Here is a 23,029-nt window from a genome sequence, read left to right on the forward strand (position 1 = left end):
CTAGATAAGTATTTTAAATTGAAAAATAAAAAAGTAGTGATATACTTTGCATAAAACAGCTTATATATGGACAGATGAATATTATAATTACTCGTTCCCAGATTATCATCCATTTAAATCATTAAGAGAAAGTATGACTAAGAGATTGCTGGAAGAAAGGAGTGCATTTCATTTTATCGCATTAGTTGAACCTAAGCCTATATCAGAAGAGGTTCTTCAGTTAGTACACTCTAAAGAATATTTAGAATTTGTAAAATATAAAAGCAAGGAAGGTCAAGGATACTTAGATGATGGAGATACTCCTGCATTTAAGGGTATATATGAGGCAGCATTGATAAGGATAAGTGGTAGTGTAAAGGCATTAGAATTAATAAAGGGTGGGGATTTTAATCACGCGATCAATATAGGTGGAGGTTTTCATCATGCAAAGAGGAATAGAGCAGCTGGTTTCTGTGTGTTTAATGATGTCGCTCTCATAGCCAAATTAGGTGAGAATACCTTTTCAAGAATAGCAATAGTTGATATAGACGGCCATCATGCTGATGGTACACAAGAACTATTGATTGATGATGATAAGGTTTTGAAAATTTCCTTACATATGTTTCATCCTAACTTCTTCCCGGGTAGTGGGGATGTGAACGAGATTGGTGTAGGAAAAGGGGAAGGGTACACTATTAACATTCCTCTACCACCTGGTACTGGAGATGATGGTTATCTTTTAGCATTCGATGAGATAGTAATTCCCGCTATAGAAAGATATAAACCAGAGCTAATCATCCTTGTAGCAGGTGGTGATTCTCATTTTAATGATCCTTTAGTTGAGTTAAAGTTGTCCACCCATGGTTATTTAGATGTAGTGACAAAGGTCCATCATCTAGCTCATAAATATTCCAGCGGTAGGCTTATAATGTTAGGCGGAGGTGGCTATAACTATGACGCAACTGCTAGAATTTGGACAATTTCAATAGCTGAGATTGCGGGCATATACGATCTGGAGTATGAAACTCTACATGATCCCTTCTCAACTAAATCATCTCAGTTCGTTATGGAAAAAATACGAAGCACTATCAATCAAATAAAGAAAATACATTCACTCACTTAACTAATATTATTGATGACGCTTTTCTAACCTTTTCTATTGCTTCTTCTACACTATTTCCAGTTGACAGTACTATACCCATTCTTCTCTTCTCATATGTAACGGGTTTACCGAACAATCTAACTTGCACACCTGGGATCTCCAATGCCTTCTCGACGTTAATAAATTTAGGTCCCCAAACATTTTCAGTTTGTGCTAAAATTACATGAGCTGCCGCTGGAGAGACTAACTTAACTTCTGGAATTGGAAGACCAATTGCACTTCTAACATGAATTTGAAATTCGTTTATATCACTACTAGCTAATGTAACTAATCCAGTATCATGGGGTCTAGGTGCTACTTCGCTAAAGAGAATTCTATTTCCGGTCACTATTATTTCAACACCATATATCCCTAAACCTCCTAATTCCTCTACAACTTTTTTTGCAATTCCCTTAGCAGTTTCTTTCACTTCTTGACTTACAGTAGAAGGATGCCAAGATTCAACATAATAATAACTTGGCCTTTTATGTTCTATCGGCTCTATAGTCTTAGTTATTATGCTACCGGAAGTCGAATAGTATCTATAAGTTAATACTGTTAACTCGGTATCTATCTTTACGAACTCTTCTACTATAACTCTTCTACTCTTACCTCTAGCATGAGATACTGACTCTCTATAAGCTTCTTCAACTTCATCAATCTTATTAACTAATACATGACCATGACCACTAGAACTCATCTCTGGTTTAATTAAGCAAGGAAAACCTATATCCTTACAAGCATGTTTTACTTCCTCCTCATTTTCTGCAAACGCGTATTTTGTAGTGGGAAGGCCTAGTTTTTCCGCAGCAAACCTCCTCAACTCTATTCTGTTCATGCATGCTTTCACTGCGTTTGCATTAGGAATAACTCTAAAGCCATTACTTTCAAGTTCAACTAGCGCATCAGTATTAATTGCCTCTATTTCGGCTATGATTGCATCCGGATTTTCCCTTTTCACAACTGCCTTAATAGCGTTTGGATTCATCATGTCTATTATGTACTTTCTATGTGCTACATGCATTGCCGGAGCTAGATCGTATCTATCTACTGCAATAACTTCTAGTCCCATTCTTTGTGCTTCAATAGCCATTTCCTTTCCTAACTCTCCACTCCCGAGTAGAAGAATCTTTTTTGAACCCTCAAATAGAGGAGTCCCAATTTCCATATACCAATTACTTAACTCTAGATAATAAACCTTCAAGAAGAGAGTAGAACCTAGACTGATCCTTTATCGTATTAAATACGCAAATCCAACCTTTAGGTACTCTACACTCGCCAGTAAATGGAAATACCACCATGCCATAATTGAAATATTTAGAATACTCAATAGTCTGGAGGTAATCATTTTTGCGTATCTTAGCCTCGATCACGACTTTATCTTCTACTATGAAGTCTGGTCTATTATGCCATCTGGTAAGAGTAAAATTATGGAGTGAGGGATATATTTCGTATTGTCTTTTTACCCTATAATGCTTGGTTATTAGGAGATTATAGATGAACATCTCAAATACCTCACCCATAAGCTTATTTATGGCAAGGGTTCTTTGTCTTAATGTAGGGTAAGCCATAAGAATATCTTCGTTTATCTCTACGTTAGCGAGCTTAGTCAAATACCGAAGCTTCTCCAAGAAGACGGACTCGTTACCTAAATGCTTAAATCTAACACCTTCTATCTTATTTCCGTTTTTATCAATTATCGAGATTAAATTTCCTTCTACGAATACTGTAATGTCTCCGTTTTCATCCGGAACTAAATATCCGTCCTTAAATGAGTATCTGTATAATTGCATAATTTGATTATTGTGGGTTAATTTTTATAATGTTCCATTGTCTATTATGTTGGATGTTAGTTACTATTACCGATGTTATTTGGGGAATAGTACTAAGCTTATGGGTAGCTATTGTTGTTCTGTATATTTCTAAATTGATTTCACGGAGATTCGGTGCATATGTAAGTAGAAAGGTGATACATATTTTAGGAGGAGGCGTTGTTGCAGTACTATCTCCATATGTTTTTAACTCTCCATTAGTACCAATACTCACATCTTATCTCCTTATGGTGTACTTGATAGCCATTAGAGTACTAAGAAAGGAGATGAGTTGGTTTATGGATAGAGAAAATTTAGGTGAAGTATTCTTTGCGTTCTCCTTTGGAACAATTCTTTTGTTGATGTTCTTGCTAGATCACAGTTATTGGAGGAATGTAAGTCTTATTTACGTTGCAATTCTTCCCTTAATTTTTATGTCTTTCGGAGATGGTATAACAGGGATAATAAGAAATTTTGTATACAAGAGAAGAGTTAAGGGATTTTGGGGATCGTTAGGGATGTTAATATTCTGCACTATAGTTGGCTACTATCTTCTAAATATACCCGGTTTGATAGCTGGAATCATAGCCACAATTGCTGAAGTCCTACCGTATATTGATGATAATATTTCAGTACCATTTTTGTCATTTCTAGTTCTTTATCTATTTATAAGAGTCCTTTAGCTTTCTGTATTTGTTGATATCAATTATACTAATACTTAAGTTGCTAACATCTACAACTATTACGCCATTGATTTTAACTAATTTGGTGTCATTCGGCTTTATATCATCAATCCTATGAAATTTTCTGATTAGTTCAATTGTTTTTCTTATTTTTGTCTTATCATTTACATTATCAAGTAGCTCATCTGGGATGGGTGGTATATAGAAAGATGGTACTGCAATATAGAATTTTGAGAACAAAGTGCTATATCTTAAAATTTTTAGCGAAATTCTACTTTTTAGATACTCCTCAGCGTTTATAGCATTTGAATTAGGTATATATCCATATTCTACTTCAATTCCCATATCTTCATCGCTAACGTAAACGTCAAGCAGTCTTCCATTTCTCTCATATTCTACGAATACTCTATAGCCTAGACTCTTGAAGTAAGCAGATAATATTAATTGAATACTAGAATGGTTAATATTTGTGAATCCTAATTTATAAAAGTTTATTAGTCTTTGTACTATATCATCTAGTTTTATATCTCCGTACGACTCTTCTATTCTTTTGGCTAACTTTTCTATATCGTTAATGAACATTAATTTCGATCTCATATAATATCTGCCTCAGTGAGGGGAATGGTCTTCACAACTCAGAAAACCGTCACTTCATCACTTATGAACTAATTTTTTAATTTCCAGTTAAAAACTCTGCTAAATATGATATCATGGTTATTAGGCTCACAAGCTCCTCCTTGGTCATATTTAGAAGATTTGTTTCAAGACTATAGAAACGTAGCAGTATATGTTGATAATGGAGGCATTGTACAAACAATTAAGGTTAGTGATATAGACGAATTTTACACACCGTTTTCCGTACTTATACACGCAAAGTACTTTAAATATTATTCACCATATTACATTAAATTGGAGAAAATGGTAGCATTTCCAACCATAAGCGAAAAAGTGGCTAATTATTTGATTGCTAAAAAAGGATGGAAGGGAATAAAATACTATTATGGCGATGAATTTTTGGGAGCGTGGGTAATATACGACTGCACTAAATGCAGAGATAAACAAAGAGCTCACTTAGAAATTAGTAGGTTGACTATAAATGATGATGAAATAATAGAAGCTCATTTAAAAATCTATAATTCATGAGGCTCCTGTCCTATTTCGAAATCGTCATTATGGTCATTAAACCTCTCTAATCTATATTCTTTAAAATAAGTGTCCTCTTTTTTGGATAAAATCTCCTCTACAAGAACACTAGCTAATCCTGGCCCTACTTCAGCTCCATAACCGTTAAATCCACCTATATAATATACATTTTCAGCAACTTTCCCATAAGCGGGTCTCATGTCTGGTGTAGCTTCACAGAAATTGCCAGACGTATATAATTCCTTAACTTCTCCTAGTCTCCTAGAAATTCTAGATGAAACTTCATTCTTATCTTCAATGCAGATATTTTGCTGAAAGGGAGTAGTTTCTATAGCTTTTCCATCTCCCATTATGGCAAAGGGTAATCCAAGTCCTATTACTGGCCTGGAATAGAAATTATTAATGTAATCATAAATTATATTAGATCCTACCTCTTTTTTTCTACTTAAAAATAGTGAAGCCCAACAGAAGTAAGTCTTTACGGGAAGTTTAAGATTAATTAAATATTTACTCCATGCGCCAGCAGAAAGAATTATGAAATCACTTTCATATAATTTATCATTAAGCTTAATAAAGCCTTTGTTCTGCTTAACAAAAATATAAGAATTATAAGGGATATTTTCTATGTAGGATATTAAACTTCTAATAGATACTAACCCATCTCCACCTACCGCCTCTATAGCTTCATCATTAATCCAGTTCACAAACTTTATGCTGATATTAACACCTGCGGAAATCCAGGAATCTATGATGGAAGAGCTGATTTTACCTAAAGTATACGATTTAAAAGGATAATACGGAATGTTAAATTTTTTATAAAAATTTAATGATAATTTTGCTAATTCAATATCTTTTCCCTTTAACAATAATGAGTGAATTAGAGTTGGAAATGGTTTTTTTATCTTAGGGTCAATTAATTGTACTTCAATTCCGTTTTTCTTTAGCATTCTATAGATAGAACTGCCTACTATTCCGCCTCCCACTATAGTGATCTTCAAATCATAATGTTGATAAGTCATGATTATTAAAAAATTAACTAATGAATAAAGTAGTTGAAGGTTATTTCCTAAAATATAAAAATGCAATATGGAGTATTAAAGGGTGTTATCATCCAGATGGATTTGCTGTTGCAGTACCTAGAGTAGTTGATGGCATAAAGATTAAGAGACTTAATGATGCACTAGAAATAGTAAAAAGTAAATTTAACAATTTATTAAGATATGTCGATGAGATAGGCTTTAATGTGCCGTTAGTTCCCTTGAATGAAAGTGAAATCCTAGATCCATTTAACGTTAAAATATTTGACAATAAGCTAAGAAAATTCTTGAGTTTTTTTGGTGAAGAAGTAGGAATTACAGGAAGCTATCTATATTTAGGTGAAGGTAATGACATGGATTTACTGAGTTTTAAACCAGAACATTATTACATCTTAAAGGAGTTAAGAAAAAAAGGGATTACTAGATCATTACTTACTGTCGAAGAGTCTGAAATAGAGACTCTAGACTATTCTTCGTTCAAGCTTCTTAAAAGTAGAAGGGTTCTTGAAGGCACTTTTGAAGGAAAAGGATATACGTTTAAAATTGTCCAGTGTGAAGAATTCGGTCAAGTTAGGAAAATAAAAGAATTTGAGGGATATGTAAGACTTGTGAAACCAATTAAGCCATTTACAATTCCGGTAAAGTATCTTGCTACTGGCGATAACGGTAATGAATATATTTTAACTAGTTTTAGAACCAGATTTACAGAATTACCTACTGGTGCTATAATGTATATTAAGGGAAAGATTCTAGTTAGAGATAAGTTCAATGACCTGGACTTAGATATAGCAGATGTAGTAAAGTTAAAATCGTTTTGAATAATGAATAATCTTATGTCAGCCCATAAACAACATAAGGAACATGCACCTACTAATATAAATTTTTACGTAATTACAATTAGCACTTCTAGATATGAAAAGATGATTAAAAAAGAGCCAATAATAGACGAGTCCGGGGATATTATAAAACAGCTAATTATACAATCGAATTATAATGTAGTGGGTTATGATTTAGTGCCAGATGACAAGGTAAAAATACTTAGAGCGTTTGCAAATGCCTTGGATAATTCCCAAACTGACGTAATTATATCAACAGGCGGTACTGGTTATACACAGAGCGATGTTACAGTAGAGACTATAAGAAGAATATTCGATAGAGAAATTGAGGGTTTTTCTGACGTATTTAGACTAGTGAGCTATAATGATCCTGAGGTAAGATCTGCGTCATATCTGACTAAAGCAACTGCTGGAATAGTAAATGACAAAGTAATTTTCTTATTGCCAGGATCACCAGCCGCTGTAAGATTAGCCATGAGGGAATTGATATTACCAGAAGTTGGACATTTACTCTATATTGTTAGGAGAAAATAATCTTAGTTAATTTATTTGTTAAAATCTCCTTAATATTTTCGTCTAAATTCATACTATCTAGTTTGAAGTATAGTAGAACTAAGTTCTCTATGTTTTCACCTTTAATTATCCCATCTATTAATGTAGAGTATACTCTATCTATTATCTTATTGTCAATATCCTTATACCAACCTAGGTCTTCTTCAATATCTTCTCTTAAATCCTTCGAAGCAATTTCTAGCTTTTTGAGAAACTCATTAATGTAATTTTCATCTAGATTTATTCCAAGTAAATCTATTGGCGTTTTAATATGTAATTCTCTTGCAGTTAATGGACATAATGTAATTTTCTTCTTAATATTCCTATTGATATTATCTTTATTATTAAGTATATTAAGAAATACGTTACTACAAGTAAAATTTGAATCATTTAACTCACTTCTTAGCAAGCACGGTATGTGGAGATCATTTTTATTAATTTTTAGGTCGTTCATTGCTAATAGCTGCAAATTGTATATATCTACTACACTTCTTTTCTTTAATCTCTGTAAATAAAAATATTCTTCGGGTGTTATCGTATAAATTTCTTGAAACTTGAATAATTCCTCTAAACTGGGTTCATCCTTTACTAATTTTGAGAAGTCTTGTGCCATGTAAAATAAACTTACTCTTTTTCCTTTTTTAATTAAATAAATAAAAGATTTAATTATTTGATCTTTAAGTTCCTCTGATAAAGATGTTATTACTAGGACACTATTTAGATCACTCTTAATACCTTTAAATAGATTCTTGGGTGGTATTTGATTGAGTTTTGCCGCTTTTCTTAGTTCTTTAGTAATATCTAATCTTACGGGACAAACTTCTTCGCAAAGCCCGCAAATATGGCAATTAGCTAGATCGTTGTCCTTCTCGAAATACGAAATTGAATAGAAGCCTAGAGGAGTGTGAAATACATCATTAGTTTGCTCTCCGTATGGGCAAACACTGACACACTTACCGCACAAAATACATCCATTAAATAAGCCTTCTCCTTCTGTAGTAGAATATTCTAGAGTATTGCCTATAGACTCTAGTCGCCTATCAGAGTAAATGGAAAAAGCAATTTCATCCTTTCTGAATCGTATTATTGACATCTGGGATTCTTTTACAAGATTAATTATATTTTCAAGATCATTTAGAGATGAGTACCCTAAATACCAATACTTATATTCTAACTGTTCAATTATTGGTGAGATCTCGTCATAGAACCCATCTAATAATAATTTCTGCACAAGCACTTCTCTTATTTTGGGATACGATACTAGTATGTAGCTTTCCATACCTTTCTTTACAAGGCTGACTTCTCTAAATACGGGTATTCTTGAAGCATACCAACTCTTTATTATAGGAATTAATTTAGATAATTCTCCGTCTAATCTTTTATAAACAATTTCTTTATCTTCTTTTTTCAGATAAACGTTTATTATAATACCACCTTTATATCGTCCAGAGTAATATTTCCCGTCTAGATAGGCATCCACTTCAACCCTCCCATTTATCTTAGCAAATTCATTAAAGCCTGTAATCGGGTCATTAAAGTACACAGATCCTCCAACCGCAAAGTCTATATTTGACCAGAACTCGACCTTATATTTTTCTAAAACTTCTTTCCATTTAGTACCTGCCTTTACTCTTAGTTTGTCACCTAAATCATCTATTCCCCTATAATCAATAAAATCTATTACGTTCTCACCCTCTATTCCCCTAAAGTATTCATATCTGGGTACTGCGTTTGGTAATATTGAAACACCTTCTGAGTATTTTATTACGTTTTTTACCTCAACATTACCTATTTTTGTAGGCTTAAGTATTCTGTAAAACTTCTCATGCAATTGGACTTCCCTCTCTATCCTTACTAACTTTCTTGATTGTACCTCTTATTAACCCATCTATTAATCTTAATGATTTTTTCCTTGATAAATATTTATTATTATTGCCACAATATGGGCTATATACGCAATTAGGACATCCATCCTCACAATTGCAATTCTTAACTATATCTAAGGCAACTTCATAAGCTTGTTCTAGTCTTTCAAATAGCAATTTAGAGACTCCACTTCCACCTATGGAAGAGTCGTATATTACGACGTGCCCACTAGGATAACTTATTCCACCTAGATCAGTTAACGAAGCTCCTGCAACAACTCTTGCTGCAGATATTAATACATGCTCGGTCGCATGGTAAGTCTCCATATGATCTATTAGAGTGAAGTTTTCTATTAGCGGGTGATATATCAACAGTCCCTTTGTGTTATATGTAAACGATATTGGGTTCTCATAGAAGAATTCATTTTTCCCACTTCTGCCTTTTGAATATATGTCATAAGTTACATAACCCTCTACCCTCATGAGTAGTTTCATCTCTCCATACTCTACTTTTTCTCCATAAACTTCCCTCTCATCCTTCTTATTAAACTCCAACAGATCCATGGAATAGAGGGGTTTAGTATAATACGACAGTTCGCCACTAACTTTTCTTCCTTTTGCTATTAATTTTCCAATATCAAGCTCTTCTATAATGTAGGTTTTCTTTGAAATTAAGTATACTGCATTAGGATATAGATCGTGAAGCGCTGCTGGAAGTTCTCTTTCACCAATCTTTTTCTTATCTTCATATATCCTTACAATAGGGCCTACGCTTCTAAGAGATGTAGAGGCAAGATATTTCCTAGTTTCTGAAACTGCTAAAACGTTGTTGCCTATAATTTTGACTTTCCCCTCACTATTTAATATTTCAAATGCTTTTTTCCAGAGAGGAGGTAAACTATCTAATTTTACTCTATATTTTTCAGCTAAATATGCTAAGGCATGTATTTTAATTATTTCCATATTTGTAGGATCAAATGTTAGTGGTTGTATTTTTCTATTGAAGAACTCCTCTGGATGTCTAAGATAGTAACTATCTATGGGATCATCTCCTAAAATTGTAAATATTAATCCAGCATTATTTCTTCTTCCCGCTCTTCCAGCTCTCTGAAGGTATTTAGTATAACTTGGTGGATTCTCTGCCATTATTACTGCATCAATACTTCCTATATCTATGCCTAATTCCAATGTAGGTGTAGCTACTACTCCGTCCAACTCTCCATTTCTCAGTTTTTCCTCTACTTTTATCCTGTCTTCAGCATTTAAGCCAGCCCTATGTACTTCCAGATTAATTCTAAATCTGTCAGCTATTTTAGCTACTAGTTCTGTCATCTGTTGAGAATCAGTAAACACAAGTACTTTCAACCCTTTTTTAACTAGAACTGCAGCCAAATAAGCTGCTAACGTCCACCTACTAGAATTACCACTATCTATTAGACTATGAATTGCAATTCCTTTTCTTCTTCTTGCGCCCTCTATTATTTCTCCCTCAACCCCGAATAACTCCTTAAATAGGTATTTAGAAGCCCCTATAGTTGCACTTGACGCTATTATATGGATATCGTTTTTGAACTCTCTGATTCTATCGGCTAGATTTCTAAGGTGAGCACCTAATACCCCCTCATATATATGAACTTCGTCAAATATAAAATGATCAGCTGTTCTAAATAAAAATCTGAATCTACTACTTAGCGCTAAACCTAAATGTATCATATCTGGATTAGTTATTAATATATGAGGGGGATTTCTATATAGTCTTTCTCTCTCTTTTTCTGGTGTATCTCCATCAAAAATCCCGATATTTAATTCCAATTCTCCTGCTAATTTATAAACTCTAGTGAGTTGGTCTCTTGCTAGAGCTTTTGTAGGATAGATTAGAACACTTCTTTCACCCTTTAGCGCTAGGTCTAAAATTGGTATTAAAAATGCTTCAGTTTTACCGGTTCCAGTTCCCGATATTATCATAACGTTTTCCTTATTTTTTATTTTTCTATATGCTTCATATTGATACTTATATAATCTCTCAATTCCATATTCTCTAATAGTTTTCTTTAACTTATTGTCAATATCTATCTCATTTACCGATGGTCCTAACTCTGGTTCAAGAAAAGTTTCTGTATGAACGTGAGCTATCTTAGCGTTAAACGTTTTTAGCTTATCATTTATTTCACTTAGAATTTCCACAATTTTATTAACTATTTCATGTAGGTTAAAAGTATGGTGGATGTTCTTAATAACAAAAAAGATGTTGAGATATTTCTGTCTAAACAGAGAGACAAATGCAAATTAGGGGATACTATTACTCTTGTAATAACTGAAAATATTTTAGAAGATATTCCCTTTATTGCGTCAAAATACGGATTCTCCATGATTGATGGGGATAATATGGAAGGAGATCTAATTATGATAAAATTGGAGTTTAGACAGATTTTTAGGTAAGCTATAAAGGTATAAGCAAGTGTGCAGTGTATCTGGGGTCCTTATATTAAACCCTAAAAATTTTGAGAAAGTTGAGCGAAAGCTAGCTACTATTCTCAAAAGGGCAGAGGATAGAGGTAGGGATAGTTTTGGTATTGTTGTAATTCAAAAGGATGGTACAGTAAAAGTAAGAAAATCTATAGGGAAGCCGTCAGATAAAGAGGAATTATTATATGGTATTCTAGATGAAGATTCTAGAGTAGTAATAGCTAATAATAGAGCAGAGCCTACTACTGAATATGTTAGACAAAAAACTGAGGAGGATATTCAACCTTTTATCGGAGATAGATATATTGTAACCCATAATGGAATAATTGCGAATGATTTTGAACTCGAGAAAAAATACGAACTTAAAAGAAAAACCAAGATCGACAGTGCAATTCTTCCATTACTTTTGGATAAAACATGGGATGGTAATCTTGAAACATTAAAGGGAACATTAGAACAAATTAAAGGAAGTTTTGCTTTAGTTATAGGGGATAAGAAAAACCCTGATAGGATATTTCTGGCACAGAACTTCAAACCATTATATATGGCTTATGACTACTCGTTAGAGTCAATATTCTTTACCTCTCTTGATGACTATTTTGACGTAAAACCATTTGACCCAGTGAATGTAACTAAACTAGAACCTTATTCTGTAGTAATGGTAACTTCAAATAAGCAAATAACCACGTTAGAGCTCACAGAAAAAAGGAAAAAGCGTAAGATACTTGTTGTTGCAAGTGGCGGGCTAGATTCTACTGTAGCAGCTACTAAACTTTTAAGGGAAGGCCATGAAGTAACTCTAATACACTTTAATTATCATCATAAAGCTGAGGAAAGGGAAAGAGAAGCAGTGAGGAAAATTGCTGAGTATTTGCAAGTTCCTCTAATTGAAATAAATACAGATTTATTTAAAATGGTAGGTCATGCTACGTTAATAAAGGGAGGTGGAGAGATAGTTAAAGATAGGAAAGGAGAAGAAGGAGCAGAGTTTGCACATGAATGGGTTCCTGCAAGAAATCTAATTTTCTTTTCAGTTGCATTGGCAATTGCCGAAGCTTATGGATATGACGCAATAGCCTCTGGGATAAATTTAGAGGAAGCTGGAGCTTATCCAGATAACGAGATGGAGTTCATAAGGTTGTTAAATAGATTAAGCCCATATGCGACTGGTCCAAATAAGAAAATCGAGGTATTAATGCCAGTTGGCAATTTAGTAAAGCATGAAATAGTAAAGTTGGGATACGAAATTGGTGCTCCATTACATTTAACATGGAGCTGTTATGAAGGAGGGCAAAAACATTGTGGAAAATGTGGACCTTGCTATATGAGGAAAATGGCGTTTAAGATCAATGGACTTAGAGATCCAGTTGAATATGCCGATGAATGACAGAATACTTTAATAACCATATGAATAGTAATATATTTTATGCTGTCTCCTATAGAATTTTTTGTTACAGTTGTGCTAATAAGTGCTCTTTCAGGGATACTAGGTGCTTTAACTGGTCTAGGTGGAGCTACGTTTTTAGTACCAATTTATACACTATATCTAAATATACCTATTGCCTATGCCTCTGGAGCTAGTTTAATTTCAACTATAGCAACCTCTAGCGGTGCAGCAAGTGCCTACATTAAGGATAGAATAACCAATGTAAAAATAGGGATGGGGCTTGAGATAGCTACAACAACAGGATCTATAGCTGGAGCCTTAACTGTAGCCTACATTTATGCACATCATTTAGAATTTATAGTGTACATTGTTTTTGGGATTGTTCTCCTTTCTCAAGTTTATGTGCAACTTACTAAGTCTAAATTTGAGCTTCCTAAACCCATTAAACCAGATTGGACAACTAGAGTTTTTGAGCTCTATGGAAAATATTATGATACAGCACTAAAACAAGAGGTCGAATATCATGGTGTGAGGTGGTGGTTAGGCGAAATAATTATGTTCTTTGCTGGTTTCATTTCAGGCTTATTAGGAATAGGCTCGGGGGCATTGAAAGTTCTAGGAATGGATTGGGCGATGAACCTACCAATGAAAGTTAGTACTACTACCAGTAATTTCATGATTGGCGTAACTGCTGCAACTGGAAGTTCAATTTACTGGATATTCGGATATATACAACCATTTTTAGCTGCGGGTACTGCGTTAGGTGTTCTGATTGGCGCATTTATTGGAATTAAAATCTTAGTGAGAGTTACAAATAAAACTATAAGATACATTTTTACTGCTATTCTCGTCTTTTTGGGAATTCAAATGATATTAAGGGGGTTAGGTTATGGACTTTAATAATATTATAGGTAATGCGTTAAGAGTAGGCGTAATCATTAGTGCAATAATAATAATTTTTGGAGTCGCACTACTATTCGTGAATAATGGTTCAAATGGGTTTTCCCTCACTCAGATATCAAGTTCAAACTCAATAGTTAATAGTTCAATTTTCAAACCTTCTGAAATATTTAGTGGATTACCTAGGCTATACGGTTTAGATTACATATACTTAGGACTAATGGTCCTAATAGCTACACCAGTTCTCAGAGTACTAATAGGAATAGCACAATTCGCTTCTGAGACAAATAAATTATATACAATAATAACTATAATTGTATTTTTCAATCTAATGTTTGCTATATTTATATTACCTATACTCGTAAGTAAGTAATATTTTACCACTTTTCAAATATTCCAGTCTTTTTTCTAAAATCTTAAGATTTAATTCAATTTGCTCATCTATGATTTGTTTAGTAAATAGCTTGCAGAAATTAGTCTCAGCTACTTCAGAGAAGCTTTGTTTTAGAATGCTTGCTATAGTATTATTATCAATCGACGATAGCAATTCTATTCCATCTTTAAAATCATCCTCAGTAGCCCACAAATTAAACCTACTCACCTTTTTATCGATGATTTGGATTATGTAATATAACGGTTTCCAGGCAGATAACGCGTGTCCATGATCTATAATAAATCCTTTTCCGTTCTTCGACAGTATATGATCTTCCTTTAAATCTATATTCAAAATCCATTCTTCAAATGCTAAACTTATCTTGATTTTATCTAAATTATTTATATTTTCCTTTGAAGCCTTATCAGGTAAATAATCCATTAAAAGTCCTGTTTCTTCTCTATATTTTATTAAGAATACTTCTGGTATGGGCAAATCTAGTAGTTTACCAACTTTCGAAGCGAATAATTCAGATACGATTTCCAACGCAACGTTTATATCTCTCTCCTTTTTTGTTGGCTTAAAGTATAATAACAATGCAGTGGTAAAAGTTTGGTCATGAATATAAAATTATCTTATAACATACCTACAGACCTTTTTAACACAAATTTATTTTACATATAGTTATATTATAATATAATGGAAGATGTAAAACACTCAGTAGAAAAAATAATAAAGGATCGGGAGTGGATAACATTCAATGACTTGTTAAAATATGTACCGTACCCAGCTCCAGAAGTATATAGTGCATTATCTCAACTTATTAAGGAAAAAAAAGTTGGGAGAAGAGGAAGATATTTCTATTACATAAAAGGATGAAAAGGATTAACTTTTGTTGTCTTCCCTTCTAGGTAAATTAAAATTGTATTTTATTGCAAGTATTCTCAACAAAAATGTACTTAGAAAAGTCACAAATACACTATCATGATGTAAATAAGGAGTAATGAAATAGTATATAACTCCACCAAAGAGGGCAGCAGTAGCATATATTTCCTTTGTAAGTATCATAGGTATTTCGTTTATAAGAATATCTCTTATTACACCTCCCCCAGTGCCAACGATTGTAGCAATTAATCCCACTGATATTGAATTTAAACCATAGGAGTAAGCTAAGGATGCGCCGAATGTCGCAAAAGTTGAAAGTCCTAATGCATCACTTATCGCAATTATTGTTCTTATAGGATTAGCCTGTAACCACTTATAGAAGTAAAAGACAAAAATAGAAATACCTACACTCAGTAATAGATAATTCCATTCCTTTAGAATCTGCGGTGGATATATTCCCAATAAGATATCGGCAATTATACCTCCAGCATAGCTAGTTATTACACCTAAAGTTGCAACACCGAAAATATCTAGGCCTTTACTAGTTCCCTTAAGAGAACCAGAAATCGTAAATGCGATTATACCAATCACGTTAAGCAATTCTAGGATCATATAAATCGTCAAAATTCTTAGTAACCTATAATTTTTTCCTTAAAGCAACTGTAATAATGCACATATATAGATTTATGATAACTTCATGTTATATTTGTTGTTTTCATATAACTCCTTACTTAAGTATTATTTACGCTAATATATATATATTGAGCTAAATTTAAACAGAAAAATTCACGTTTTTATATAAGAATGATTATTAAAGGTTTTTCTGGTTTTAATGAGTGTGGTCAACAATTTCATGCATTTGAAATATTTACATTTATTATCACTCTCCTATCCACTAAATACACTTGAGTATAAAGAATGTTGTAGATTAGGAAGAAGGTAGAGAGCCAACTCGTAATCGTTAACCTATTGGAACTCCAGGGGGAATGGAGGTCCATAGAGGAGAGCCTATGCTTCAATGTCCTAAACCCTTGCTCAGCGTAATCCCTCCTACCAAACGTAACCCACTTGTGCCCAACATTAAACCAGTCAAATGCATTATAAGCTGGTAAACCATCATGCAAGTAAACCACTCGATCAACCTTCTTAAAGTACTCACTCGCGATCTCCTCAATCCCCCTCATGTTAACTAGGACTATTAACACGTGAAAACCACTCCTCAAGCCATGAAGAAAGGAATAGCCTTTGTCACAACATCCCTAACGATCCAAACGTAATAGTAATTACCCCTAACGCAAACAACCTTAGTCTCGTCAATAGCGTAAAGACCACTCAAGGACACAACGTACTTAACGCTACCAAGCCTCTTGTAATAGTAAAGCAAAGTGGAGTGTGGTAGCGTTGTCCTCCAAGAGGATAAGCCAGCTAGATAACTCGCTAAGCCTAACGCGACCTCCTCCCTAACGTGAAATCTTGGCTTAAGATTAATATACTCCATTAGGATTAAAATAACTTGGGTGAGCACGGGAATATTCCATCTGTTCATCATGTGCTCACCAATAAAAATCCCGTGCTCACCCAAAAAGGTATTACGCTAAATAAAAACAATTTATTTCTATAATAGAAGCAACTTATACGATTAATTTCAAATTAATTAAATTGTTGACCACACTCAGTTTTTCTACCCTAGAGTTTTTAGCTTAACGATTTTCGACTTACGTGTAATTAACGGTATCGTGAAGTAGAAGATTACTTCCTATAGTAGATTTTCTTTTGGATTTTTTATATAATTTATATTTTTCACAATTTCAAAATTTTTACTAAAATAGACAAAGACCAGAAAAGAAATATTAAAAGTATGAATAATAAAGAAAAGATTAAGGCTAACTCTGAATAGATTGGTCTAAAAAACAATGTTAAAAGTAGAAAACTTCTTATCATAAATTTAAAGATGTTTCATTTTCTTTTATTTCTTACTCTTAGGAATACCGTGATAATAACTATAATTACTATTATTATCACAATAATCGTTATAATTCCGATAGGCGATTTAAAGAACTGCTGATAGAATGGAGGGGATATTGTTACATAGAATGTATCAGACTGCTCAAATGGGAATAATGCACCAGTTTGATTCCATACTAGGGCTATTGCCAATGGATAAGTTCCGGAAGATGCTCCACTGCTCACATCGACTACAAAAGTTACATTTATTGCTTGTCCAGGAGCAATATCACCGGCAAAAACCTCAGACGCAGTTAATGCTTGTAATGGGTTTGATGAACTTACATGAGGATATATTAGATTAGAAGTTCCTAGCCTAACTATAACGTTCTTGGCTGTCGAATTGCCAGTGTTTTTAAGAGTTATTATGATTGGCACGTTACTATCTCCTGCACTTAATGAAGGATAAGACACACCTACCACGATTAGATTAGCTTTGGGATATATTTGTAACGGATACTGATAAGTTTCTTTTCCGCCATCATAGGTAATAGTAACGTTCACAATATAGGTTTTAGGTATAGTATTGTTTGGAACATTTATAAGGAATGTAGCATTAACCGGAACTCCTATTGGTATTGCTCCTAAATGTAGCGGATTAGAAGATATAACTTGGAATGGCGATTGGATACTCACATTAGCGTTTTCAGCTATACCACTTCCAAAGTTTGTTAAAATTACCAATAATCTAACGTCGTAATAGCTAGGAAATACTTGAGGTGGAATTGTTACCAAATTTACTGAAATATTAGGTGAATAAATTGTTATTGGGATTGTTATTGTGGTCTTGTGATTAAAGTAATATAGAGTTGCTGGTATGTAGTATACTCCTGGTGTTGCATTCGGAAATACACTTACAGTTACTGTAGCATAATTTTCTTGACCAGCTGGTACAATACCTACTTGTGCACTGGTCTGATGGAAAATTAATGGATACTCTACGTTTTCAAAAACTAGTGTAGCATTAAGAATATTAACGTCACCAGTGTTTTTGAGCAAAACTGTTAAAGGTACATCGTTCTCACCTGAAGAAACTGTTATTGGAGATGTTACTCCTCCCCACAGACTTTGAGCTTGTATTGTAATATATCCTAAGATATCAACAGATATCATTATGTTTTCCTTAAATCCATTATAAGCTACTAAGGTTGCTGGTATGTAGTATACTCCTGGTGTTGCATTCGGAAATATGTTTGCTGTCACTGTTACGTAATTATAGCTGCCTGCAGGAACGAAACCAACGGAAGCATTTTGCTGGAGGAATTGTATCGGATAATGAGATTGTAATATTAGGCTCACATTTGACATTAAGTTTTCTCCAAGGTTCTTTATCACTATCGTTAATGGCACGTTAGTCTCTCCCGGTGCTACTAGTATTGGACTAGATAAAGAACCCCATACACCTTCAGCCGAAACTTGATTTAATGACTGGATATATATTGGAACTTTTACATACTGTATCACACCATCGTAGTACATTACTTTTGCGGTTATGTAATAAACGCCAGTATTTGTTACATTAGGATAAACATTTGCAAGTACTGTTACTGGTATAGGATAGCCTGCGGGAATGTTTCCTATGGTTATATTGTTCTGTAGGAACTCTACCGGATATTGTGATTGTAAGAACAAGGTGGCATTCGTTACGGAAGCTATTCCGGTGTTTTGTAGTATTATTGTTAGTGGGATGTTGTTTTCTCCTGGTCCTACTACCATTGGGTTTGATGTTGTTCCCCATACTGATGATGCTGAGAAATTAACATAGCCTAAAATATAAACTGGCATTTCAAAAGTTTGCATGAATCCTCCATCATATGCGACTAAAGTTATCGGTACGTAATATACTCCAGGTGTTACGTTCTTATAGACGTTTGCTACTACTGTTACGTAGTTATAACCTCCAGCTGGCACAAAACCTATCATTGTATAATTTTGGAGGAATTGTATCGGATAATGTGATTGCAATATTAACATGACATTGGATAATAAGTTTTCGCCAAGATTCTTTACATAAATGGTAAGGGGAAGTAATGTTTCACCGGGAGCAGCTACTGTTGGATCCGATGGTGTACCCCACGCATCCTCCAATGATACTTGATTAGAGGAGCCAATATCAATGGGTACTAATACTGTAGTGGTCGCGTTATGATAGTATATTACATTTAACTTAATATAATATAAACCTTGAGTTGCGTTAGGATATACAGAAGCCATTACAGTTACTTCTCCATAATACCCTGCTGGTACTGCGGAAATTGTTGCATTGCTTTGTAAGAATTTTACTGGAAATTGGGAGTTTAGTTCTAACGTTATGTTGGTAACTAATGAATTACCTAAGTTTTGTAGTATTATTGTTAGTGGGATGTTGTTTTCTCCTGGTCCTACTACCATTGGGTTTGATGTTGTTCCCCATACTGATGATGCTGAGAAATTAACATAGCCAGCTATTACCACCGGGACTAAAACATCATAAGTTACTTGACTACCGGAGGTGGTGATGCCTTGTACTATTACAACATCAGTGTACGTACCAGTCTTAGCAGTACTAGCTATATCAAATAGGTAAGTGACATTTACTGTTTGTCCTTGATTCCACAAGGGAATATGTGTAAGTTGAGTGCCATTATTATAGGGGTAAAGGTAAAACGGATATGTATCTGCAGGAATTATAGTGACATCAGTTAAGGTTTGACCTAAGTTAGTAAGACGAAACGTTATTGGTACCTCAATTTCTCCGGGTGTTATTAACTCGCTACTTGTTGCGTATCCTTGAATAGGCGTGGATTGTGAGGATATTGGTAGTGTTAAATATACTAGAGGAGATAATATTATAAAAAGTAATATTATTAAACTCTTTCTCACAGAAATCACCTTCAAAAAGATATATCTAAATGCTTTTAAGTGTTTTCCCTCTTTCGTTTTTTATAACACAAAGAATGATTATAGATGCTATATTACCAATTGATGAGAAATTCTGAAATTAAAAAATTATCATTGAATTTATAGAATGTATAATTCTTTTTGTAACATGTTTAACGTTTTCCCATACACTTTTTTTACTACTATTTCATCTTCTATCCTTATCCCAAATTTTCCCGGTAGGTAAATCCCAGGTTCTATGGTAAACACCATGTTTTGCTCTATTACATTATCATTATCCGGAGAGATATATGGATCTTCATGAACGTCAATACCTATACCGTGTCCAGTTCTATGAATAAAATAGTCCCCATATCCTTTACTAGTTATGACTTTTCTGGCAATATGATCAATCTCCTTAGCTCTCATACCCTCTCTTACATGTTTTTCGGCTTCTTCATTTGCATTTTTGACAATATCTACAATTTCTAAAACTAAAGTATCGTTAGGTTTACCTAATGAAAATACTCTTGTGGTATCAGTTGAGTAGCCCTCGTACTTTATCCCATAATCTATAACTATTACCTCACCTCGTTTTACCTTTTTATCACTACACCTCAAGTGTGGCATCGAAGAATTAGGCCCAGAGGTCACTATTGGATCAAATGAGATATTACCAGCATTTTCAATTAAGAAACTCTTTAGTTTTCTCTCTATTTCGCATTCTGTCATATTTTCCTTAATGGTTGGTACAAATTCTAAAATAAGTTCTTCTGCTTTTTTAACACCTTTCTCCATTTTTTCTATTTCCTCATCATCTTTTACTTGTCTAAGTTTTCGCAATATGCTAGAAGCTCTACCTATTCTTCTAGGTTTGAATCTATTTAGTATTTCTATAGTAAATAGTGAAAATATTGTATCATCAATTAAAATATTGGAATTTTCTTTTAAATTTAGTTTGGAATATGGATCCTCTCCATCTCTGTAAACGATAAGTGGAAATTGCTTTAATTGCTCCTCATAGAGTTTTGGTACAAGTAAGAAGTAATCGTCTTTAGTGACAAAAAGCAAAAGTGGCCTTTCCATCTGTTCCTCCGAAAATCCTATTAAGTAGAACATATTACTAGTAGTTCCAATTATCAAATAATCTGCGTCAGTCTTCTCTAATTCTTTTTGTAGTCTCTGTATTCGATCCATGTTTTAAACTTAAATAGACGTGTTATAAAAAGATAGGCTAAATGATAACCATTGTTTATAATGACATATACAAGTATCACGCTTCAAAAAAGTATCATGTGGAAAACCCTAATAGAATTGACAAGGCATTATCTGCGATTAATCAACTTGAAGTCAGGTTTGAAAAACCTATTAGGGTTAATGATCCTCAAATAGTTCATTCGGAAGATTACGTTAAATTAGTTGAAAAACACTCTCAGTTAGAAGAGAATTTAGATGCAGATACTTATACTAACAAGTACACCTACGAAACTGCTCTTTATGCGTTGGGTGGCGCATTAAAGGCTTTTGAGACTAATGGATTTGCATTAGTGAGACCTCCTGGTCATCATGCTGGAATTAATGGAAAAGCTTTTGGTGCTCCTACTTTAGGCTTCTGTATTTTCAACAATATAGCATATCCTATTAAGAAGTATAAGTTGAAAAGAGTTGCTATAATTGATTTTGATGTGCATTATGGTAATGGAACGCAAGAGATTTTTTATGATGATCCAGATATTTTGCATATTGATATCCATCAAGATCCTAGAACTATCTATCCTGGAACTGGTTTTGCGAATATGGTTGGTGGAAAGGACGCTGAAGGGACTAAAATTAACTTACTGATACCTCCTTTAGGTAGTGATGATTTATATGATGAGTTAATTCCAATTATTCAAGCTATTCTAGATGATTTCAAACCAACAGTTATTGCGTACTCTGCTGGTTTTGATTCTTATGTTGGTGATGGTCTGTCTTCAGTTAACGCTACTGAGTACACGTTTTATAATTTTGGTATAATCAGTAACAAATTTCCTAGGAAATATGCGGTTTTAGAGGGAGGTTATGATAAGGGTTTAGTAAGAGGTTTAAAGGCATTTTTAGAAGGATTTGCAAACGTGGAAATAGAGTATAAGAAATATAAATCAACTGATGCGATTAGGTCCAGGTTTATGAACTATCTAAGTGAAGAAAAGCAAATTTTGAGGAATTATTGGAGTATCTAGCGCTAACAAGTGTAGTAACATTTTAGTGCTATATTATATGCAGCATTATAATCTCTATCTGCTTTGTATCCACAAGCTGGACATACAAATAAAGAACCTAGTATTTCACCTTTCTTGTAGCCACATCTTGCACATACTCTTGATGTATTATATGGGTCTATTTTTCTATATCTAATACCTCTCCTTCGTATCTCGTTTTCTAACATATTCTGTAAGGCTCGTAATCCTTTACCTGTTTTTGTATCAAAATACTCCAAATTCTCTATTGCAACTATTTTTGGTTCTAATTCTTCAATAAAGCTTACAGCTTCGTGAATGATTTTTCTAGCGTTAGTCTTCATTTCTTCTAGCTTAATAATTCCTTGATTTTCACTTAAAAAATTCACAAAATACTCCATAAGTTTAGGTTCATTAAAGAATCTTACTTTCCATGGCTTACTATTTTTTAATGCAACAATTGTTATTAGGTGACGTAAACCCAAGTCTACTCCAACAATGCTAGGGTCCTCATGATAAGCTAAATATACTTTTATATCGCTATCCTTATATTCTACAATCGCATATAACGGTGGTTTGGAATCACTTTGTATTTTCACTAACGTATTATATTCTTTAATTTTTATTATATTATTGCTAACTAATTCTATCTGTAGAGGTCCATCTCTGGGGGTTCCCCCAGTAAGTATTGAAGTTACAATAGATTTGGGCAAGGTAGGAGGTGGATCTACTTTTTCCTTAATCCCCTTCTTTCTTAACGCGTCAACATAGAGCTTGTAATATACAATTTCCTTTTGAATATCCTTTAATTTACCATAATCTATAACTTTTGCTTCTATGAGACTCTCCTTCATAAATTAATATTATAATCTACATGCTTAAGAATTTA

22 protein-coding genes and 1 pseudogene are annotated in these 23,029 nt (G+C 33.6%); 11 read left to right on the forward strand and 12 right to left on the reverse strand.

What is annotated here, in order from left to right:
• Positions 1-46: 46 nt before the first annotated feature.
• Positions 47-1,102, forward strand: a complete 1,056-nt coding sequence (locus GFS03_RS11405; RefSeq protein WP_153424191.1) for an acetoin utilization protein AcuC — start codon at positions 47-49, stop codon at positions 1,100-1,102.
• On the opposite strand, the gene purT is transcribed toward GFS03_RS11405, so the two are convergent.
• On the reverse strand, positions 1,095-2,288 hold the full coding sequence (purT, locus tag GFS03_RS11410; RefSeq protein WP_153424192.1) for a formate-dependent phosphoribosylglycinamide formyltransferase: 1,194 nt from the start codon (positions 2,286-2,288) through the stop codon (positions 1,095-1,097). The genes GFS03_RS11405 and purT overlap by 8 nt on opposite strands.
• Positions 2,289-2,295: 7 nt before the next feature.
• Complete coding sequence (locus GFS03_RS11415; RefSeq protein ID WP_153424193.1) at positions 2,296-2,913, reverse strand: hypothetical protein; 618 nt, start codon at positions 2,911-2,913, stop codon at positions 2,296-2,298.
• A gap of 53 nt (positions 2,914-2,966) precedes the next feature.
• On the opposite strand from GFS03_RS11415, the gene GFS03_RS11420 reads away from it, so the two are divergent.
• Positions 2,967-3,614 (forward strand): phosphatidate cytidylyltransferase, encoded by a 648-nt coding sequence (locus GFS03_RS11420; RefSeq protein ID WP_153424194.1) that lies wholly within the window; start codon positions 2,967-2,969, stop codon positions 3,612-3,614.
• Here the strand turns inward: GFS03_RS11420 and GFS03_RS11425 are convergent.
• Positions 3,594-4,211, reverse strand: coding sequence for a hypothetical protein (locus tag GFS03_RS11425; RefSeq protein ID WP_153424195.1), 618 nt, complete (start codon positions 4,209-4,211; stop codon positions 3,594-3,596). The two genes, GFS03_RS11420 and GFS03_RS11425, sit on opposite strands and share 21 nt — an antisense overlap.
• A gap of 105 nt (positions 4,212-4,316) precedes the next feature.
• Here GFS03_RS11425 and GFS03_RS11430 point away from each other — a divergent pair, with 105 nt between their 5' ends.
• Entirely contained in the window at positions 4,317-4,757 is a 441-nt protein-coding gene (locus GFS03_RS11430; RefSeq protein WP_153424196.1) for a hypothetical protein, read from the forward strand.
• Here the strand turns inward: GFS03_RS11430 and GFS03_RS11435 are convergent.
• Complete coding sequence (locus tag GFS03_RS11435) at positions 4,745-5,776, reverse strand: FAD-dependent oxidoreductase (protein ID WP_153424197.1); 1,032 nt, start codon at positions 5,774-5,776, stop codon at positions 4,745-4,747. The two genes, GFS03_RS11430 and GFS03_RS11435, sit on opposite strands and share 13 nt — an antisense overlap.
• A gap of 20 nt (positions 5,777-5,796) precedes the next feature.
• Between GFS03_RS11435 and GFS03_RS11440 the strand changes: the two genes are divergently transcribed.
• On the forward strand, positions 5,797-6,612 hold the full coding sequence (locus GFS03_RS11440) for a hypothetical protein (RefSeq protein ID WP_153424198.1): 816 nt from the start codon (positions 5,797-5,799) through the stop codon (positions 6,610-6,612).
• 15 nt (positions 6,613-6,627) lie between these two features.
• On the forward strand, positions 6,628-7,164 hold the full coding sequence (locus GFS03_RS11445) for a MogA/MoaB family molybdenum cofactor biosynthesis protein (RefSeq protein ID WP_153424199.1): 537 nt from the start codon (positions 6,628-6,630) through the stop codon (positions 7,162-7,164).
• Here GFS03_RS11445 and GFS03_RS11450 read toward each other — a convergent pair.
• Both GFS03_RS11450 and GFS03_RS11455 read right to left on the reverse strand, forming a co-directional pair.
• A complete protein-coding gene (locus GFS03_RS11450; RefSeq protein ID WP_153424200.1) occupies positions 7,151-9,013 on the reverse strand; it encodes a 4Fe-4S dicluster domain-containing protein in 1,863 nt (620 codons plus the stop codon). The two genes, GFS03_RS11445 and GFS03_RS11450, sit on opposite strands and share 14 nt — an antisense overlap.
• Positions 9,006-11,231, reverse strand: a complete 2,226-nt coding sequence (locus GFS03_RS11455; RefSeq protein ID WP_153424201.1) for a DEAD/DEAH box helicase — start codon at positions 11,229-11,231, stop codon at positions 9,006-9,008. Before GFS03_RS11455 ends, GFS03_RS11450 begins: the two co-directional genes overlap by 8 nt.
• Positions 11,232-11,264: 33 nt before the next feature.
• Here GFS03_RS11455 and GFS03_RS11460 point away from each other — a divergent pair, with 33 nt between their 5' ends.
• Genes GFS03_RS11460 through GFS03_RS11475 form a run of 4 tightly spaced genes read left to right on the forward strand, consistent with a single transcriptional unit; the run spans position 11,265 to position 14,173 of the window.
• Positions 11,265-11,486: a hypothetical protein gene (locus tag GFS03_RS11460; RefSeq protein WP_153424202.1), complete on the forward strand. Its 222-nt coding sequence runs from the start codon at positions 11,265-11,267 to the stop codon at positions 11,484-11,486.
• A 19-nt stretch (positions 11,487-11,505) separates the two neighbouring features.
• Positions 11,506-12,900 carry a 7-cyano-7-deazaguanine synthase QueC gene (gene queC / locus GFS03_RS11465; protein WP_153424203.1) on the forward strand — a complete coding sequence of 465 codons (1,395 nt, stop codon included), beginning with the start codon at positions 11,506-11,508 and terminating at the stop codon, positions 12,898-12,900.
• A gap of 39 nt (positions 12,901-12,939) precedes the next feature.
• On the forward strand, positions 12,940-13,800 hold the full coding sequence (locus GFS03_RS11470) for a sulfite exporter TauE/SafE family protein (protein WP_153424204.1): 861 nt from the start codon (positions 12,940-12,942) through the stop codon (positions 13,798-13,800).
• Positions 13,790-14,173: a DUF1634 domain-containing protein gene (locus GFS03_RS11475; RefSeq protein WP_153424205.1), complete on the forward strand. Its 384-nt coding sequence runs from the start codon at positions 13,790-13,792 to the stop codon at positions 14,171-14,173. The genes GFS03_RS11470 and GFS03_RS11475 overlap by 11 nt, the downstream gene beginning before the upstream one ends.
• On the opposite strand, the gene GFS03_RS11480 is transcribed toward GFS03_RS11475, so the two are convergent.
• The gene (locus tag GFS03_RS11480) at positions 14,150-14,770 is read right to left on the reverse strand and encodes a hypothetical protein (protein WP_153424206.1); all 621 of its coding nucleotides are present in this window, start codon (positions 14,768-14,770) and stop codon (positions 14,150-14,152) included. The genes GFS03_RS11475 and GFS03_RS11480 overlap by 24 nt on opposite strands.
• A gap of 102 nt (positions 14,771-14,872) precedes the next feature.
• Between GFS03_RS11480 and sul7s the strand changes: the two genes are divergently transcribed.
• Positions 14,873-15,052 carry a winged-helix single-stranded DNA-binding protein Sul7s gene (gene sul7s / locus GFS03_RS11485; RefSeq protein ID WP_153424207.1) on the forward strand — a complete coding sequence of 60 codons (180 nt, stop codon included), beginning with the start codon at positions 14,873-14,875 and terminating at the stop codon, positions 15,050-15,052.
• Positions 15,053-15,058: 6 nt separating this feature from the next.
• Here sul7s and GFS03_RS11490 read toward each other — a convergent pair whose 3' ends face one another.
• The 4 genes and pseudogenes from GFS03_RS11490 to GFS03_RS11505 all read right to left on the reverse strand — a co-directional run bounded on the left by GFS03_RS11490 (position 15,059) and on the right by GFS03_RS11505 (position 21,118).
• On the reverse strand, positions 15,059-15,676 hold the full coding sequence (locus tag GFS03_RS11490) for a trimeric intracellular cation channel family protein (RefSeq protein ID WP_153424591.1): 618 nt from the start codon (positions 15,674-15,676) through the stop codon (positions 15,059-15,061).
• A gap of 233 nt (positions 15,677-15,909) precedes the next feature.
• Positions 15,910-16,648 (reverse strand): annotated as a pseudogene (locus tag GFS03_RS11495) (IS6 family transposase).
• 366 nt (positions 16,649-17,014) lie between these two features.
• A complete protein-coding gene (locus tag GFS03_RS11500; protein ID WP_153424208.1) occupies positions 17,015-19,924 on the reverse strand; it encodes a COG1361 S-layer family protein in 2,910 nt (969 codons plus the stop codon).
• A 138-nt stretch (positions 19,925-20,062) separates the two neighbouring features.
• A complete protein-coding gene (locus tag GFS03_RS11505) occupies positions 20,063-21,118 on the reverse strand; it encodes a M24 family metallopeptidase (RefSeq protein WP_153424209.1) in 1,056 nt (351 codons plus the stop codon).
• Positions 21,119-21,159: 41 nt separating this feature from the next.
• Here GFS03_RS11505 and GFS03_RS11510 point away from each other — a divergent pair, with 41 nt between their 5' ends.
• A complete protein-coding gene (locus tag GFS03_RS11510; RefSeq protein WP_153424210.1) occupies positions 21,160-22,143 on the forward strand; it encodes a histone deacetylase family protein in 984 nt (327 codons plus the stop codon).
• Positions 22,144-22,145: 2 nt separating this feature from the next.
• Here the strand turns inward: GFS03_RS11510 and GFS03_RS11515 are convergent, their stop codons facing one another.
• Positions 22,146-22,994: a zinc ribbon domain-containing protein gene (locus tag GFS03_RS11515; RefSeq protein WP_153424211.1), complete on the reverse strand. Its 849-nt coding sequence runs from the start codon at positions 22,992-22,994 to the stop codon at positions 22,146-22,148.
• Between the last annotated feature and the right edge of the window lie 35 nt (positions 22,995-23,029).

Origin of the sequence: Sulfolobus sp. E5-1-F (assembly GCF_009601705.1) — an archaeon.
Taxonomy (GTDB): Archaea; Thermoproteota; Thermoprotei_A; order Sulfolobales; family Sulfolobaceae; genus Saccharolobus.

Excerpts from the sequence above, each read along its gene's own strand:
- GFS03_RS11415 (WP_153424193.1), bottom strand. The coding sequence starts at position 2,913 with ATGCAATTATACAGATACTCATTTAAGGACGGATATTTAGTTCCGGAT.
- GFS03_RS11425 (WP_153424195.1), bottom strand. The coding sequence starts at position 4,211 with ATGAGATCGAAATTAATGTTCATTAACGATATAGAAAAGTTAGCCAAA.
- GFS03_RS11440 (WP_153424198.1), top strand. The coding sequence starts at position 5,797 with ATGAATAAAGTAGTTGAAGGTTATTTCCTAAAATATAAAAATGCAATA.
- purT (WP_153424192.1), bottom strand. The coding sequence starts at position 2,288 with ATGGAAATTGGGACTCCTCTATTTGAGGGTTCAAAAAAGATTCTTCTA.
- GFS03_RS11460 (WP_153424202.1), top strand. The coding sequence starts at position 11,265 with ATGGTGGATGTTCTTAATAACAAAAAAGATGTTGAGATATTTCTGTCT.
- GFS03_RS11510 (WP_153424210.1), top strand. The coding sequence starts at position 21,160 with ATGATAACCATTGTTTATAATGACATATACAAGTATCACGCTTCAAAA.
- GFS03_RS11420 (WP_153424194.1), top strand. The coding sequence starts at position 2,967 with ATGTTAGTTACTATTACCGATGTTATTTGGGGAATAGTACTAAGCTTA.
- GFS03_RS11470 (WP_153424204.1), top strand. The coding sequence starts at position 12,940 with ATGCTGTCTCCTATAGAATTTTTTGTTACAGTTGTGCTAATAAGTGCT.
- GFS03_RS11515 (WP_153424211.1), bottom strand. The coding sequence starts at position 22,994 with ATGAAGGAGAGTCTCATAGAAGCAAAAGTTATAGATTATGGTAAATTA.
- GFS03_RS11505 (WP_153424209.1), bottom strand. The coding sequence starts at position 21,118 with ATGGATCGAATACAGAGACTACAAAAAGAATTAGAGAAGACTGACGCA.
- GFS03_RS11475 (WP_153424205.1), top strand. The coding sequence starts at position 13,790 with ATGGACTTTAATAATATTATAGGTAATGCGTTAAGAGTAGGCGTAATC.
- GFS03_RS11435 (WP_153424197.1), bottom strand. The coding sequence starts at position 5,776 with ATGACTTATCAACATTATGATTTGAAGATCACTATAGTGGGAGGCGGA.
- sul7s (WP_153424207.1), top strand. The coding sequence starts at position 14,873 with ATGGAAGATGTAAAACACTCAGTAGAAAAAATAATAAAGGATCGGGAG.
- GFS03_RS11445 (WP_153424199.1), top strand. The coding sequence starts at position 6,628 with ATGTCAGCCCATAAACAACATAAGGAACATGCACCTACTAATATAAAT.
- GFS03_RS11430 (WP_153424196.1), top strand. The coding sequence starts at position 4,317 with ATGATATCATGGTTATTAGGCTCACAAGCTCCTCCTTGGTCATATTTA.